This window comes from Nocardia sp. NPDC050412 (assembly GCF_044458825.1).
Lineage (GTDB): Bacteria > Actinomycetota > Actinomycetes > Mycobacteriales > Mycobacteriaceae > Nocardia.
Genome location: NZ_JBITIJ010000014.1, coordinates 24847 through 41046, shown reverse-complemented (window position 1 = coordinate 41046; position 16200 = coordinate 24847). Strand labels below are relative to the sequence as shown.

Genomic DNA, 16200 nt, shown 5'->3' with positions numbered 1-16200 from the left:
GGCCTTGGGCATCTACACCCCGTCATAGGTTGCGACAGCCTGCGAAGTGCCGGAGCAGCCAGTCCTCGAAGCATGGATCGGATACCGCGAGCGCCCACAGCGTGCCGGCTCCATCGGCGCCCTTTCGACGAACCACGTCGCGCCAGCCTTGTGCCGCCCGCAAAACAGAACTAAATTCTGGTCATGAAGATTCGGGATCGGTTGCTGCTGGCGGCCGAGCGACAGTTCGCGGAGCGGGGGACGTTGGAGACCACGCTGACCCAGATCCGCGACGCGGCGGGGGCAAGTGTCGGCGCGCTCTACCACCACTTTCCGGATAAGGCGGAGCTGTACCGCGAGGTGTGGACGCATGCGCTCGCCGATTATCAGGAGCACTTCTGGGTGGTCGTCGGCGAAAGTACCGATGCGCGGGCGGGTGTGACCGCAGGCGTCATCGAACATCTCCGGTGGGTTACCGACAATCAGTACCGCGCAAAGGTGCTCACCTCGGCTCGGCCGCCCGGCATCCGAGATAGCGACAGCAATCGTGAATTCCTGCGCAATGTATTGCGCTGGTGGCGCACCCACGCCCGCTACGGCGCGGTGCGCGATCTCGATTTCGACCTCGTCTACGCACTGTGGCTGGGCCCGGCGCAGGAGTACTCGCGGCACTGGCTCGGCGGTGAAATCCGCACGGCACCAATCGATGTCGCGCACGAACTAGCCGAGGCCGCCTGGCAAGCACTGGGTAACGACTGAACGGAGCCATCCATGCCAACGATCACCCTCGACCTGGATCTCGCGAAGCAGGTACTCGCCGCGCAGCCGTTCGCACAGTTGGTCGGTACCGAACTCACCGCATTCGGCAATGGCGCGGCGACACTCGTCATTCCCATTCGTCCCGAACTGGGCCAGCAATTCGGCTTCGTACACGGCGGTGTGGTGTCCTATGCGGCCGATAACGCCCTCACCTTCGCCGCTGGAACGGTACTCGGCGCCAATGTACTGACCGGCGGTTTCACCATTACCTACCTGCGGCCCGCCGCAGGTACCCGGCTGCGCGCCGAGGCCACCGTAACCGGGTCGACGCGCCGCCAAGCCGTCGTCGCGTGCGAAATCTATGCCGAACGTCCGGACTCCGAACCGGTGCTGTGCGCGGTCGCTCAGGGCACTGCGCGCTCGGTCGAACGCGAACTCGGCAACTGAGCATCCGCTGACCAGCCCATGAGCGACCGCAAGGTGGTGACCAGCGAGCCGGGATGCAACCCCTCGTCGGAGCGCGCGGCCACATGCCCATCCGGGCGCACCAGCAGCGCACCACCCGCCGGCAGATCGGTGCAGGCACCCCACTCGGCGCCCAAGCCGTGCACCGCGATCTCGATACCGGTTTCGCGCTGCGCATCGGCCGCGCCATCACGCCAGGCAGCCGAATTTCCGGCGATCAGAATCGCGTAGCCGGGTCCACAGAGATCTAACGTCGAGGTGGCGTGCTCGGCGTCGAGCCAGAAGTGCGGCAGTCGCGTTCCGACCTGTCCGGTCAGCCGCTCGACGTGCGGCTCGACCCATTCGATGCAATCGGCGGGTTTGCGCGATACCGCGCTCGAGCAGTACCTGAATCGCATCATGACCGCCCCGAAGTCCAACCGCCGCGCCAAAATGTCCGCGTTGTCAGGGGTTTCGATGCCGTAGCGGGTTTCGAAGTCGGCCGCCAGATTGGCCTGTTCGGCGGCGATGATCGCACGTGACCACCGTTCGGCCTGATAGGAATCGAGGAGTGCGGGTCCGCCCGTACCCGACAGCACGGCGGCCAGTTTCCAGACCAGGTTATGCGCGTCGGCGACACCGGTATTGCCGCCGAAACCACCCCAGGGCGCGTGCCGGTGGGCAGCATCGCCGGTGAGGAAGACGCGCCCGCGCCGGTACTCGTCGGCCACGAAACTAGCGGTGTCCCAAGCACTTCGCGCCAGTACCTCGACCTCGATATCGGGCACGCCGATCGCGGCACGGATCAGCTCGACACAGCGCTCGTCCGGATAGTCCGCGGCCGTCTCACGGGTCGGATCGTATTGGAGCTGGAAGGACCATTCGTCGGTGTTGTTCTTGGACAGGACAAGTCCGCGCATGGTGTCATTGCTGATCTCGCACTGGCTGAAGGTGCGATCGCCGAGCACACCCGTAAGATCGGTCCGCACAAAGACATTGATGTAGTGATGCGTCGGTGGCACCTCCCAGCCCGCGATATCCAATGCCCGACGGATCGGGCTGGCCGCACCGTCGGCCGCGATGAGGTAGTCGGCCCGGATAACCGAGCTGCGGCCCGATTCGTCACGCACGGTCGCCGTGACACCCGCGTCATCGGCCTCGAAATCGATGAGCTCGACCCCGAATCGGAGATCACCACCGCGTTCGCGTGCCTGCGCCGCGAGTACCGGCTCGAGCAGCACCTGGGGCAGGAAGCAGAACTGCGATGGGCTTGGATCGGCCGCCGCCATTGCCGCCCGCAAGTGGCTGAGGTCCAGCGGCTCGGCCGTGATCAGACTGGTGCCGCGGCGTGCACCACCGAAACTGCCCGCACGCAACGCGGTCGCGGCGGCCTGCTCGACCTGTCCCTCGACACCGACCTGGCGCAACAGCTCGGAGGTCCTGGTATGCAGGCCGCGGGCCTTGGGCAACGCCGAAACCTTGGTCCGTTTTTCGACGAGAACATAAGGGACATCGTGGTATTCGAGGAACAGCGCGGCCGATAGCCCGACCAGGCCGCCACCGACAACGAGAACGGGAATCCGCTGCGTAGAAGTCATGCCACGATCATGTGCGCGCGGGCTTGCATCGGCCTTGCGTCGCGGTCACGGCGACCATGCATACGAAACGGGCCGTACCCGCAGGTACGGCCCGTTCGAGGCGGATTATCAGGCGCTCGCCGCGAAGGCGGGGGCGTCCAGCGCCGGTTCAGCAACCGGCTCGATGGCGTAGGCCAGAATATCGGCCACATCGGCGACCGGGCGCACGTCCAAGGCGGCCAACACATCCGCGGGCACGTCGTCCAGATCCGGCTCGTTGCGGGCCGGGATGAACACCGTCTGCAGACCCGCGCGCTGCGCGGCCATCAGCTTCTGCTTCACTCCGCCGATCGGCAGCACCCGGCCGTTCAGCGTGACCTCACCGGTCATGCCGACATCCGCGCGCACCTGGCGACCGAGCGCCAGCGACACCAGGGCGGTGACCATAGTGACACCCGCCGAGGGCCCGTCCTTCGGCACCGCACCCGCCGGGAAGTGGATGTGGATATTGCGATCCAGCACCGACGGTTCGATGCCGATCTCCGCCAGGTGCGAGCGCACGTAGGTGAGGGCGATCTGCGCCGACTCCTTCATGACATCTCCCAGCTGTCCGGTCAGGGTGAGTGCACGCTCGCCCTCGGCGCCATTGGCCTCGATGTAGAGGACATCGCCGCCGAGACCGGTGACCGCCAAACCCGTTGCCACACCGGGGACCGCGGTGCGTTCCACCGAATCCGGGGTGAAGCGCGGGCGACCCAGGTAGTCCTTCAGGTTGTCCAGATCGATGGTCAACGACTCCTGGGAGTCGTATCCCAACTCTGCGTCGTATCCCAGCGACACCACATTGTCGGCCGAACCGCTTCCGCCTTCGGACAGCCGAGTCGCGGCCTTGCGCAATGCCTTCGCGATCAACCGCTCCATCTGCCGCACACCGGCTTCCCGGGTGTAGTTGGCCGCGACCTCACGCAGAGCCGCTTCGGTGATCGAAACCTCCTCGGCGGTAAGCGCATTGCGTTCCAGCTGCCGCGGCACCAGGAAGTCGCGGGCGATGGCCACCTTGTCGTCCTCGGTGTAACCGTCGACGGTGATCATTTCCATGCGGTCCAACAGCGGGCCCGGAATGGTCTCCATGACATTCGCGGTCGCGATGAACAGCACGTCGGACAGGTCCGAGTCCAGATCCAGGTAGTGATCGCGGAACGTATGATTCTGCGCCGGATCCAGCACCTCGAGCAGGGCCGCGGCCGGATCACCGCGGAAGTCCGAGCCGACCTTATCGATTTCGTCCAGCAGGACAACGGGATTCATCGATCCCGCCTCCTTGATCGCACGCACGATCCGGCCTGGCAGCGCACCGACGTAGGTGCGCCGGTGACCACGGATCTCCGCCTCGTCTCGCACACCGCCGAGGGCGACGCGAACGAACTTGCGGCCCATGGCCCGTGCCACCGACTCGCCGAGCGAGGTCTTGCCGACACCGGGCGGGCCGACCAGCGCCAGCACGGCGCCGGAACCACGTCCGCCGACAACCTCGAGTCCGCGCGCGGCCCGGCGGGATCGCACGGCCAGGTACTCGACCATACGATCCTTGACCTCGTCCAGGCCGTGGTGATCGGCGTCCAGCACCGCGCGGGCGGCCGAAACATCGGCGCTATCCGTGGTTTTCACGGTCCACGGCAGGTCCAGAACGGTATCCAGCCAGGTCCGGATCCAGCCGGATTCCGGGCTCTGATCGCTGGCCCGCTCCAGTCGACCGACTTCGCGCAACGCCTCGGCGCGCACGTCATCCGGCAGATCGGCCTGCTCGACCCGGGTGCGGTAGTCATCGGCGCCGTCGGGTTCGTCCTCGCCGAGTTCCTTGCGAATCGCATTGAGCTGTTGGCGCAGCAGGAATTCGCGCTGGCTCTTCTCCATGCCCGCGCGGACATCTTCGCTGATCTTCTCGGTGACCTCGGCCTCGGCGATATGCGCCTTGGTCCACTCGATCAGCTTGGTCAAACGCTGTGCGGTATCGGGGGTTTCGAGCAGCTCACGCTTCTCCTCGGCGGTCAGGTACGGCGCGTAGCCAGCGGTATCGGCGATCGCCGACGGATCGGTCAGCTGATTGACCGCGTCGATGATCTGCCAGGCCTCGCGGCGCTGTAGCACCGAGACGACCAGCTTCTTGTATTCGGCGGCAAGCTCTTTGGTGCGACCGTCGGCGGCGGGGGTTTCCACCGGTTCGGCCTCCACCCACAGCGCGGCGCCCGGCCCGGTGACCCCGTGACCGATCTTGGCGCGCCGTTCGGCCTTCAGCACCGCGGCGGGTGCGCCACCGCGCATCCGGCCGACCTGTTCGATGGTGGCGACGACGCCGTAGGAGGCGTAGCCCTCGGTCAATCGGGGCGCGAGCAGCACCGCGTCGGTATTCGCGGCGCGCGCGGCGTCGATGGCGGCCTGCGCCGATTCGTCCAGTTCGATGGGCACGACCATGCCCGGCAGCACGATCGGATCGGTCAGGAACAGCACCGGCAGGTTCTGTGGTGTAGTCACGTGTTCGACCCTTCCAAAAGTTGAGCGATGCCCAGTCAACCCCGGCCGTCCCACGTTTGTTCCACACCGTTGCCCACGTTCGCTCACAGCGATCGGCGTTCGGTGCGGTACTAGAATTCGGAGCGTGCTCGAAGCCAATGCGCGGCCGGTCTCCGGGCCCGTTCGCTGCGACAATCCGGACGGGCTGAGTATCGGGGAGGCCGCGCGCCGCACCGGGGTCAGCGTGCACACCCTGCGCTACTACGAACGCGCGGGCCTGGTCATCACCCCCGTCGACCGCACCGCCAGCGGGCGCCGGCGCTATCACCAACTCGACCTGGACTGGATCTACATATGCACCCGGCTGCGCGCCGCCGGAATGCCCATCCAGACCATCCGCCGCTACGCCGAACTCGTCGCCGCCGGAAACGGCAACGAGCCCGAGCGCATCGCGCTGATGGAGGCACACCGCGCCGAGGTTGTCGCCAAACTCGCCGAGATCCAGGAGAACCTCGCGCTCATCGATCGCAAGCTCGATATCTACCGAGGACGAATCGCCACCGGCGACCGGTAGCGTGACCGACTGCACATCAGGTGCCCAGCTCCGCATTGACACCCTGTCGGAGCCAATGAGAATGTTGGCAGCTAGATATCTCACGACCTGGGCGGCTTGAGGGGGGATCCCACGATGACAACACTCACATCCGGAGTGTTCATCGATTGGGAAGAGCTGACCGGCCTGACGAAGTTCTCCGTCGATCTGATCACCTTTCCGGTCTTCAGTGCGCTCGCCGGGTGGCTCACCAACTGGACCGGTGTGCTGATGCTGTTCTGGCCGGTCGTCTTTCGCGGAATTCGGATTCCTGGCCTGCAGGTGTTGTATCCATACTTTCCGCGTCGGGTCCAGGTGCTGCCGACATTCTCCGGTGACGGCCGCCGGCTCGGTTTCCAGGGATTCATTCCGGCGCGCGCGGAGAAGATGGCCAGCATTTGTGTCGACAAGGCGCTGATGCGGATCGGCAGTCCGCGGGATTTCATTCACGAACTGGATCTGGAAAGTATTGCCGATTACCTTGCGCTACTGGCGAGCAAGCGGGTCAAACCGATCGTCGACGAGGTGATGTATCGGGAGAATCCAGACCTGTGGCGCGGCGTACCCAGGGCGATGAAGCAGGTCATCTATCAGCGGGTGGATCGCGAATTGCCCGCATTGACCAGGCGGGCCTTCGAATCGCTCGGCGACAATGTCGACCAGCTCATCGATATCAAATCCTTCGTCATTCGGTATCTGCAGGAAAACCCGTACATCCTCAAGGATCTGACGACCACCATCGCCGCCCCCGAATTGCGTTTCATGGTGCGCATCGGCCTGCTCGGTGCGCCGTTCGGACTGCTGCTCGCACTGTATATGCATGTGCACCACACCATTCCGGTGTTGGGCTGGGTACCGGGCTGGGTGATCGTGCTGCTGGCCTCGGCGGCGATCGGCGTGATCGTGAATGTCATCGCGGTCAAAATGGTTTTCGAACCGGGTGATCCGCAGCCGCGCTACAAGTATTTGTGGAAGCAGGCGCTACTGGCCAAGCGGCAGCCGCAGGCGGCGACCGATCTCGCGCATATTCTCGCCTACCAGGTGCTGACGCTGCCGAACCTGTCCAAGGAACTGCTCGACGGCCCGAACGGCGATAAGACCAGGCAGCTGATCGAGCGGTTGGTCTCCGATGAGATCCATCGCCAACTCGGCCCGACCACCTCGATCGTGCGCGTCGCCTTCGGCCGCCGCCAATTCGACAACCTCAAGGTCGGCGCCGCGGGCGCGGCGGTCGGGTTGGCCCCGAGCCTGGTCGAGGACGAGGAGTTCACCCTCGAACAGGCCGAGAAGATCGACGAGTTCGCCGCACGCAAGCTCCAGGACCTCACTCCGGGGGAGTTCATGGAGATGTTCTATGCCTCGGTCGAACAGGATGCCTGGCTGTTGTATCTACACGGCGCACTGCTCGGTTTGGTGGTCGGTGCGGCGCACCTGACGATTTTCGGCTGGTAACCGGCCCGATTCCGGTCGGCTGCGCGCCCGCGCCAAATACAAGCACGCACGCTTGCATTTTTTTCGGCGCGCTGCGATGCTGAACCGCGACGGCGTACGAAGCAGTGCGCCTGGACGGGACAGGGATCAGATGACCGACCTGAACGCGCTCCTGCGCGATTTCGCCGACGACTGCACGGAACTGGAACGCATCGTCGCGCCGCTGGCGGACTGGTCCACGTCGACACCCGCCCCTGGCTGGAGTATCGCCCATCAGATCGGCCATCTGGCCTGGACAGATGAGGTCGCCGCGCTGGCCGCCACCGATCCGGACGGTTTCGCGCGGCTGGTCGAGGACGCAGGCCCGAAGGCATTCACCTTTGTCGACGAGGCCGCCGAGGAGGCGGCCACCGCACCCGCCGCCGAACTGCTCGACCGATGGCGCCGCGGCCGTGCCGCGCTGATCGACGCCCTGCGCGCGGTGCCCTCCGGCACCAAACTGCCGTGGTTCGGACCGCCTATGAGCCCGGCATCCATGGTCAGCGCGCGCATGATGGAGACCTTCGCACACGGCCAGGACATCGCCGATGCACTCGGGCTGAGCAGGACACCGACCGCCCGGCTGCGCACGGTCGCCCATATCGGCGTGCGGACCAGGGATTTCGCCTACACCGTGCGCGGCAAGACCGTGCCCACCGAGGAATTCCGGGTCGAACTCATGGCACCGGACGGCAGCGTGTGGTCCTGGGGTCCCGAGGATGCCGCGCAGAATGTGACCGGTCCGGCACTGGACTTCTGCCTGCTGGTGACGCAGCGCCGTCACCGAGGCGATCTGGCGTTGGAAACAGTGGGTGCGGATGCCGCCGAATGGCTCACCATCGCACAGGCTTTCGCGGGACCGACGGGTGACGGGCGGTCGGCGGGCCAGTTCGCCTGACCCGCCGAGTCCCAACCATCGGGTCCGACCGGAATGCAGGTGCGGGCGAGCGCCACACTTGGGTGCGCCGTTCGTGTCGGCCGGACGCCGTTGGCCGGGTGTCTCGATGTGGCAGTCGAGAATGGCGCTCGCCAGCTAAGTGTATTTACCCGCTTGTCAGCTTGTGGAAACATTGACGACGCCTTTCGGCTCGAGTTCGGTATCGAAGGCGTCACCCGGCTTTTGTGATGCTGATCTCTCCCATGCGGTGCCACCTGCGGCTGCCCCTGTAACCTGGACGAGCGTACGGCTTTCAACGATGCGGGCCGCGCGGTGAGGGGTGCAGGGGCGGACGGAAAGGAACGCATCGTGGCATCACATAAGCCTGCCCAGATCGCTCGGCATACCGCCATCGTGCTCGCCGGCGCCGCCAGCCTCACTCTCACCGTCGCCTCCGGGGCCTACATCGTCCACCAGATGGCCGATACCCAGTACGCCACCAACGATATCGCCGCACCGCCTGCGGTCCGGATTCCGGATGTCGACACGGACTACGGTCCCGTGCTCTCCGATGCCGTGCTGACCGGTGGAAGTCGTGATCTGCCCGCGCTATTCGGCCGCTTTCCCGCGGAATCCAATGACGGCACCGTGAAAACCTCTCAGGCCCATACCGATTCGCCTGCCTCCGCCGGAATCAGTGGCAAACTACGCCTCGGCACCGCCTATGTCGGCGCGCAGGTGGCACCCGGCCGCGCGAATTCCGTCACCTTCACCGTGGATACCAACGCGCTGACGATACTGACGGATTTCCTGCTCACCGAACCGGTTCGGGACCGGCTCGGTATCCACGCCGATCCGGGCGGCGTCACCCAGTTGCGCACCGAGGTCGACACGCACAACGGCGAAGTGATATTCACCTTCTCCGATCCGACCCTCGGCGAACACGGCCTGCGACTGGACCGCAATCCCCCGCCCAGCACGAAACACACACCGAGCTCCGCGGAGTCGACGGTTCCGGAAACGGATAACGCCACCGAGTCGAATAGCACGATCACCGTCTGACACAGATTGCTTGCACGCCGCAACAACTGATTTCGTATGTACATGGGTAACTCATCGGGCACGCCCAGAACTCGACCCGACACTCGGTCGCCAGTCCGCGAACGAACCTTCGAGGCTCCCAACGGCCGGCAAAAGGCTCGGGGAGGCGGATACGACTTCTGCGTCATCGGGGGCGGGATCGTCGGAGTCGCAACGGCGCATCGGATTCTGCGGCAGCATCCGGATGCGAGCCTCGTGCTCATCGACAAGGCCGGCGCACTCGCGTCCCATCAGACCGGGCACAACAGCGGCGTCATCCATTCCGGCATCTACTACCCGCCGGACAGTCTGAAGGCCCGCCTGTGCCGGAAGGGCGCCGCATGGACGAAGGAATTCGCGGCGGCCCACGATATTCCGTTCGAGGTGTGCGGAAAACTGCTGGTGGCCACCGACGGCGCCGAATACGAGCGAATGCTCGCGCTGCACGAACGATCGGTCACCAACGGTGTCGATGTCGAACTCATCGACAGCGCCCAATTGACTCGCCGCGAACCACATGTGACCGGTCTCGGCGCATTGTTCGTGCCTGCCACCGGCATCATCGACTTCACCCGCGTCACCACCGCACTCGCCGAGGAGGTTCGGGCCGCGGGCGGTGAAATCGTGCTGAATGCCGAGATCACCGCACTCACCGAAACCACCGACGCGGTCACCGCGGCGGGTCCCGCAGGTTCCTGGACCGCGCGCACGCTGGTTGTCTGCGCGGGTCTGCAGGCCGACCGCATGGCCGCCCTCGCCGGTCTGCAAAACGATTTCCGCATCGTGCCGTTCCGCGGTGAGTACTACCAGTTACCGCCCAGCCGATCCGGACTGGTGCGCACACTGATCTATCCGATTCCCGATCCGAACCTGCCATTCCTCGGGGTGCATCTGAGCCCGATGATCGACGGCACCCTGACCGTCGGCCCCAATGCCGTGCTCGGTCTGGCCAGGGAGGGCTACCGCAAGGGCAGCTTCGACGCCCGCGACGCCCGTGCGGTGCTCGGCTTTCCCGGCTTCCGCCGGGTCGCCCGCGCGCATGCGCGCACCGGACTGCGCGAATTGCGCAACTCCCTGTTCAAACGCGGTTATCTGGCCGAATGCCGACGGTACTGCCCGGAGCTGACGGTCGCGGACCTGCGGCCGCGCGAGGCGGGGATCCGCGCGCAAGCGGTATTGCGCGACGGAACCCTCGTGCACGACTTTCTGATCGAACGCACACCGCGCTCGATTCATGTGCTCAACGCACCGTCACCCGCGGCGACCTCGGCCATGCCGATCGCCGAATACATCGTCGGCCAACTGTGACGCCACCGAGTTAGCTGCGTCGCGCGTCCCAGCAAACCAAGCGACCACCCGGTCATCAATCTGGTAAGCCCGCCAACCAAATTCCCGGCAAACCCTCGAATAAAGAGGAGAGCTGTAGTACTTTTAGCGGCAGCCAACAGGGAGGGGCCCTATGGGCCACATCAAGTACGCGAGCGACGTCGGAGCCCCGGTCGAGGTGGCCTTCACCTATACCGACAACCATCTGTTCGTACCGGATTGGATGTTCGCCGTCGCCGCGTTCGAGCCGAAAGATGAGCTCGACCAGGGTCTCGGTGCGGTCTTCATGACACGGATCAGACTGGGGCTGTGGCGACCGACCGTCGAATGCGAGATCACCGAATACCGGCGCAATGTGGTGATCGGCTACACATTGCGCGGCCCGTTATCAGGGACTTTGACGCTGCGCTTCGACCCGCTCGGCTACGGACGCTCGGTGCTGACCTCGGAAGCGGAGTACGCTCCACCGGGTGGGCTGTTCGGTCGGCCGTGCCTGCGCCCGGTGGATTTCGCCGTGCGCTCGGCGTTGCGCCACACCGAATCCCAGTTGCGAAGGGAGATAGAGCAATTCCACGGTACCGATCTTGTCGGTCGGATTGCGTAGGGTGCCATCCATGATCATCGTGAGCACCGACGGATCCTGCCTCCGCAATCCCGGCGGCGCTATCGGCTGGGCTTGGGTCAATCATCAGGGCGGTTCACGCAGCGGGGGAGCCGCCACCGGAACCAATCAGGTCGCGGAGTTGCGCGCGCTATTGGAGGCGGTACTCGCACATCCCGGCGAGGAACCGCTGTTCATCGAGAGCGATTCGCTGTACGCGATCAAATGCGCCTCGGAGTGGATCTTCGGCTGGCGCACCAATGGCTGGCGCACCGCCAGCGGCGGCGCGGTGAAGAACGTCGAACTCATCAAACAGATCGACCGGGCAATCGCCTCACGACCGGGACCGGTCCGGTTCCGTTGGGTGCGTGGTCATGTCGGCAATTACTACAACGAAATGGCCGACACCCTCGCGGGTGAGGCGGCCAGACAGGCCGCGGCCTCGGCAGCCGCCGGTGAGGTCCCGACCGCGGAACTCCCCGAGCTGCTGCCGCTGCTCGAGGACTCCTCCGATAAGACCAAAAAATCCGCCCGACCGCGGTCAGCGGGGAAGCCGGTCGCGCCAGCACCTCAGGCATTGACGCTGTTCTGAGTCCGCCGGGCGCGACCGGGTGCAAGACCGCCGGAAAGACCTCCGGGCGGGTGGTGCCATTCCCACCCGCCCGGAGGCGCTTTTCGGAGTAGATAATCCGATCAGTTGCCCATCTGCTTCAGGATGGGCAGGTCGAACTTGTCGACCAGCCACTTGTCGCCGACCTTCTTCAGACCGGCCACCACCACGAGTTCCACCTTGCTCGGCGGCTTGTTCGCGGCGGCGATATTCACATTGGTGGTGGTCTGACCGATCACCACCAGCACATTCGCGTTCTCGGTATCGCCGGACTGGAAGCCGCACTGCATGTCGTAGGTGGACGAGGTGGCCTTGGCGTCGATCACGACACCCTTGAGGTCCTGGCCGAGCTTGGCGAACTGATCCTTCCAGTCGCCGGTCGAGGCGGCATCCACCTTCTTCAAGTACTCGTCGATGGTCTGCGGATCGTAGGTGGAGATCAGCTTGCCGTAATCGCACGCGGCCGCGGTGGCGGCCTCGTGCGCGTCCAACTCGTCGCCGCGGTTGCCGGCCTGCCGGTAGAACACCACGACGGCGGTGACCGCCGCGACGAGCAGCACACCGGCGACGAACGCCGCGATGATCGGGACCAGTGCGCGGGAACCCTTGCCACCACTCGGGGCGACCGGTTGCCCGGCACCCTTGTCCGCAGCCGGCTTCGGCGGCGCGGCGGCTACCGCATCGCCCGACTTCCCGATCTCGACCGTCTTGTCCTCGGCGGACGCGTCGACCTTGGCATCGGCTTCCTCAGCATCCGAGTTCTGCTTCTCGGCGCCGACATCATCTGTGGACATCGATACAATCCTGCACTTTCCCGGCGCACCCGAGCGCACCGATATGGTCTTGTCGGTCCGCATCGGACGAACCGTTCGCACCTCAGGGGCGAGTATCGCTGTGGCTGGTCACCGCAGCGGCGGCGGGGTCAATTCATTCGGATCCACGCCCGGCGGCATCTGCGCGCCATTGTCCGGCACATTCGGTCGCGGTGCATTGGCCGAACCACGAATCTGCAGTCCGGGCGGCGGATTCTCGCAGTAGTTCCACTTGGGCAGCGAACCGTCCTGGATGACCTCATTGCGGATCGGCGTGTGCTTGTACTGGCAGATCGGCCGAACCCAGACGTCGACTACCGTGTGGAACTCATTGTCGTGCGCGGGCACACCCGCGGCGGACAACCCGAGGTTCAGCGCCGGGAACAGCGCCTGCAGCGCCGGGATCCGCAGCTGCGCGGCCTTGGTCACCGCCGCGAAGTTGGCCGCCAGACTGGTGATCGGATCGGACGTCTTGTCCAGTACCGCACCGAGGCTGGTCAGCTGTCCCGGCGCCTTCTCCAGGATCGCCTGCAATTCGGCATTGGCATTGTTGAACTGATCGAACAGCTGACCCGAATTGCGGGTCAGCGTCCCCAGATCAGGCTGCGCATTCGAGGTGGTGTTCGCGATGGTGCGCAGGTTGGTGATCAGATTCTGGGTCTGCGGGAGCAGATTATCGAGGCCGGCCATGGCCAGACTGACGCCGTTGACCATGCCGCGCAACTGATCCGGGCCACCGCTGAGCGCGGTGTCCAGGTTGGCCAGGATGACACTGAACTTATCCGGATCGACCTGGGCGATCAGCGCGCTGGAGTTGTCGAGCACCGACCAGACCGGGGTGGGGGTCTTGATCTTCTCCGCATCGAACTGGATGACCGAACCGTCCTTCAGGAACGGTGCCTGCTCGGTATTCGGCCGGAAGTCGATGTACTGCTCACCGGCACCGGAGAGCGCACCCACTGAAATCTTGGTGTCGACCGGAATCTTGAATTTCGAGTCGATATCGGCCTTCGCGGCGATGGACTGTCCGCGGTCGATCAATTCGATCGAGGTCACCTTGCCGACGCGGAAGCCGCGCAGCGTCACATCGTTACCGGGCTGCAGTCCGCCGGAGCGGTCCAGATGCACGGTGACGGCGTAGGTCGATTTCAGCGGGTTCACCCGCATGACGCTCACCAGCAGATAGGTGGCGCCCAGGATGAACACCAGCACCAGGCCGATAGTGGACAGCAGCAGCTTGCGCTGCAGCAGTTTGCCGAGCCAGCTCATGCCCGCACCTCGCCGGCGCTCGGTTCCGGCATGCGCTGCGCGTGCTCGCACATGATTCGCTCGCTTCGCTCACTCATCGGTGTCCCCCTTGCAGTCGTCCCTGAATTGCCTGCAAGACGGTGATCAGGCTGCCCGCGAAGTCCGCGAGATCGCGACCATCGAAGAACTTGCCCTGCCCCGGATCCGACAACAAGCTGAAGTTGTGGATATTGGTCAGCGTGGCGTAGACCGCGAGGCTGTTGCCGCGGAACGACGCGTCGATCGGAGCGCGCATATCGTGCAGCGCGTCCAGCGCGGGACCGAAGGTCTGCTCGGTCTGCGACAGCGCGTCCATCAACTTCTTCACATTGTCGAGTAGATCGCCCAGCTGATCGCTCGAGGTGGTCGAGTAGTCGCCGAGCGCAGCGCTGGTCACCGAAATCTTCTGCAGCAGATCGCCGATCGCCCGGTTGTTCTCGGCGACTGCGCCGATCATCTGCGGCAGCGTATCGGCCACCTGGCCCAATTCCGAATGCCGTCCCTCGATGGTGGTGGCCAGCGAACCGAACTCGGCGAGCACACTGTCCACCCGAGCGCTGTTGGCGTTCAAACTGCCGACCACACCGGTCATTTCGGTGATCAGATGGGCCATCTGATCACCGCGACCGCCGACGATCGAGTCCATTTCCGAGGTCAGCTTGGTCAATGCGGCGACACCGCCGCCGTTGAACAACATGGAGACCGAGATCAACAGCTCCTCGACGGTGGCACCCGCCGAGGTCTTGTCCAGGCCCATCGTGTCGCCATCGTGTAGTACCGGCGAACCCGGGTCCGCCTTGGCCTTGGCGACCGCGACGAACACATCGCCGAGTGGGGTGGCCTGGCGCAGTTCCGCCGTACTGCCGACCGGAAGTTCGATGTCCTTGCTGATCTCCAGATCGACAATGGCCTCGAAGTTCTTGGTCTGGATATTGGAGACCACACCGACATCGGAGCCACCGATCTTCACCTTCGCCTGATCGGGAAGATTCAGCGCATTCTCGAATTTCGCGTGCACGGTATAGGTTTCACCGGCCAAGCCCGGTTTGGGCAGCGGCAGCTTCTCCACCGTGAAACCACAGCCGGAGGTGATGGCCACCCCGGATGCCGCCGCGAACGCGATCAGCGTGCGGCGGGCCTTCATTGTGAACCGGTCGCTCATTTGGTCATCCCCAGCAGTGCCGCCGTAATACCGAGGTCCGGACCGAGATCCTCGAGCTTGCCGGTGCGGCAGCCATCCGAACGCATCTGAATCCGCTCACAGAACAGGCTCAGCAGTTCACCGTTGAGGAAGGTGGGCAGGTTGCCGTGCAGTCGGACGTAGCCCAACTCCCGGTTCATCGACCGGTCCAGGTTCTGCATGAGCAGCGGCGCGAGGTCGACGACCTCGGTGAGGCCGCGGGCGTTGGCGCGCAACTGATCGGTCACCTTGGTCAGACCCTCGAGCGAACTGCCCAACTGATCCTGGTACTGCACGAAGACCGAACTGGTATTGGCCAGGAAGTCGTTGAGCTGCTGCAGCGTGGCCTGCAGACCGGGGGCCTGATCGCTCAGCAGTCCGGTCATCTGCGTCATCCGATTGCTGAAATCGCGTACGGACTGGTCGTTTTCGGCCAGCATGGTGGTCAGCTCGTTCAACTTGACGATGATGCTGGAGACCGCATCCTTATTGTCGACGCCGACCTTCAATGCGCTGGAGAGCGCGTTGAGGGTGTCACGCATCTTCTCGCCGTTGCCGTTCAACATCGGATAGAGCACCCGACCCGACAGCGGACCGATGCCCTCGGTACCCGGTTCCGGCTTGAGCGCCGCGGCGAACTGATCGATGGTCTTCAGCATCGTGTCCAGCTCGACCGGTGTCTTGGTCTTCGCCTTCGGCAGATGCGCACCGTCGGACATGGACTCGCCCTGGGTGTAGACCGGGGTGAGTTCGACGTGCCGGTCGGTCACGATGGATGGCGAAACGATCGCGGCCATCGCATCTTTCGGAATCTTGACGTCCTTGTCGATCGTCATATGCACCTCGACCAGGGTGCCCTTGGGAATGATCTTGTCGATCTTGCCGACCTGCAGACCGAGCACCGTGACCGGATTGCCCTCGAAGACGCCCGCGATGTTCTCGAAGTCGGCGGTGATCGTCATGGTGTTGCCGAGTGCGCTGTTCACCGAACTCGGCACCAGCGAGCAGCTGCCGATGGCCAGGGCCGCCGCGCTGACCATCAGTGGTTTGGCGATGCGCCCGATATTCGGGCGCCGCAGGTTGATTCGCATCAGT

At 64.7% G+C, this 16200-nt stretch carries 15 protein-coding genes; 9 read left to right on the top strand and 6 right to left on the bottom strand.

The features are described from left to right. Window positions 1–183: 183 nt before the first annotated feature. Window positions 184–738: a TetR family transcriptional regulator gene (locus ACIBI6_RS31965; RefSeq protein ID WP_364348964.1), complete on the top strand. Its 555-nt coding sequence runs from the start codon at window positions 184–186 to the stop codon at window positions 736–738. Window positions 739–750: 12 nt separating this feature from the next. Beyond that, window positions 751–1185 (top strand): PaaI family thioesterase, encoded by a 435-nt coding sequence (locus ACIBI6_RS31960; RefSeq protein ID WP_364348967.1) that lies wholly within the window; start codon window positions 751–753, stop codon window positions 1183–1185. Here the strand turns inward: ACIBI6_RS31960 and ACIBI6_RS31955 are convergent. Further along, window positions 1143–2780, bottom strand: coding sequence for an FAD-dependent monooxygenase (locus ACIBI6_RS31955; protein WP_396958768.1), 1638 nt, complete (start codon window positions 2778–2780; stop codon window positions 1143–1145). The two genes, ACIBI6_RS31960 and ACIBI6_RS31955, sit on opposite strands and share 43 nt — an antisense overlap. A 108-nt stretch (window positions 2781–2888) precedes the next feature. Continuing rightward, the gene (lon, locus tag ACIBI6_RS31950) at window positions 2889–5231 is read right to left on the bottom strand and encodes an endopeptidase La (RefSeq protein ID WP_396958820.1); all 2343 of its coding nucleotides are present in this window, start codon (window positions 5229–5231) and stop codon (window positions 2889–2891) included. Window positions 5232–5415: 184 nt separating this feature from the next. Here lon and ACIBI6_RS31945 point away from each other — a divergent pair, with 184 nt between their 5' ends. The 7 genes from ACIBI6_RS31945 to ACIBI6_RS31915 all read left to right on the top strand — a co-directional run bounded on the left by ACIBI6_RS31945 (window position 5416) and on the right by ACIBI6_RS31915 (window position 11808). Beyond that, window positions 5416–5844, top strand: coding sequence for a MerR family transcriptional regulator (locus ACIBI6_RS31945; protein ID WP_364348973.1), 429 nt, complete (start codon window positions 5416–5418; stop codon window positions 5842–5844). A 114-nt stretch (window positions 5845–5958) separates the two neighbouring features. Next, window positions 5959–7314: a hypothetical protein gene (locus ACIBI6_RS31940; protein ID WP_396958767.1), complete on the top strand. Its 1356-nt coding sequence runs from the start codon at window positions 5959–5961 to the stop codon at window positions 7312–7314. A 130-nt stretch (window positions 7315–7444) separates the two neighbouring features. Next, window positions 7445–8230 carry a TIGR03084 family metal-binding protein gene (locus ACIBI6_RS31935; RefSeq protein ID WP_396958766.1) on the top strand — a complete coding sequence of 262 codons (786 nt, stop codon included), beginning with the start codon at window positions 7445–7447 and terminating at the stop codon, window positions 8228–8230. A gap of 348 nt (window positions 8231–8578) precedes the next feature. Beyond that, window positions 8579–9271 (top strand): hypothetical protein, encoded by a 693-nt coding sequence (locus ACIBI6_RS31930; RefSeq protein WP_364348982.1) that lies wholly within the window; start codon window positions 8579–8581, stop codon window positions 9269–9271. Window positions 9272–9313: 42 nt separating this feature from the next. Further along, window positions 9314–10597, top strand: a complete 1284-nt coding sequence (gene lhgO / locus ACIBI6_RS31925; protein ID WP_364348985.1) for an L-2-hydroxyglutarate oxidase — start codon at window positions 9314–9316, stop codon at window positions 10595–10597. A gap of 151 nt (window positions 10598–10748) precedes the next feature. Then, the gene (locus ACIBI6_RS31920) at window positions 10749–11219 is read left to right on the top strand and encodes an SRPBCC family protein (RefSeq protein WP_364348988.1); all 471 of its coding nucleotides are present in this window, start codon (window positions 10749–10751) and stop codon (window positions 11217–11219) included. A gap of 10 nt (window positions 11220–11229) precedes the next feature. Further along, window positions 11230–11808: a ribonuclease H gene (locus ACIBI6_RS31915; RefSeq protein WP_364348991.1), complete on the top strand. Its 579-nt coding sequence runs from the start codon at window positions 11230–11232 to the stop codon at window positions 11806–11808. A gap of 101 nt (window positions 11809–11909) precedes the next feature. Here ACIBI6_RS31915 and ACIBI6_RS31910 read toward each other — a convergent pair whose 3' ends face one another. The 4 genes from ACIBI6_RS31910 to ACIBI6_RS31895 form a co-directional block, all read right to left on the bottom strand. Then, a complete protein-coding gene (locus ACIBI6_RS31910) occupies window positions 11910–12620 on the bottom strand; it encodes a hypothetical protein (protein ID WP_364348994.1) in 711 nt (236 codons plus the stop codon). A 108-nt stretch (window positions 12621–12728) separates the two neighbouring features. Beyond that, window positions 12729–13907 (bottom strand): MlaD family protein, encoded by a 1179-nt coding sequence (locus ACIBI6_RS31905; protein WP_364348997.1) that lies wholly within the window; start codon window positions 13905–13907, stop codon window positions 12729–12731. Between the two features lie 73 nt (window positions 13908–13980). After that, the gene (locus tag ACIBI6_RS31900) at window positions 13981–15087 is read right to left on the bottom strand and encodes an MCE family protein (RefSeq protein WP_364349000.1); all 1107 of its coding nucleotides are present in this window, start codon (window positions 15085–15087) and stop codon (window positions 13981–13983) included. Beyond that, on the bottom strand, window positions 15084–16196 hold the full coding sequence (locus ACIBI6_RS31895) for an MlaD family protein (RefSeq protein ID WP_364349106.1): 1113 nt from the start codon (window positions 16194–16196) through the stop codon (window positions 15084–15086). The genes ACIBI6_RS31900 and ACIBI6_RS31895 overlap by 4 nt, the downstream gene beginning before the upstream one ends. Between the last annotated feature and the right edge of the window lie 4 nt (window positions 16197–16200).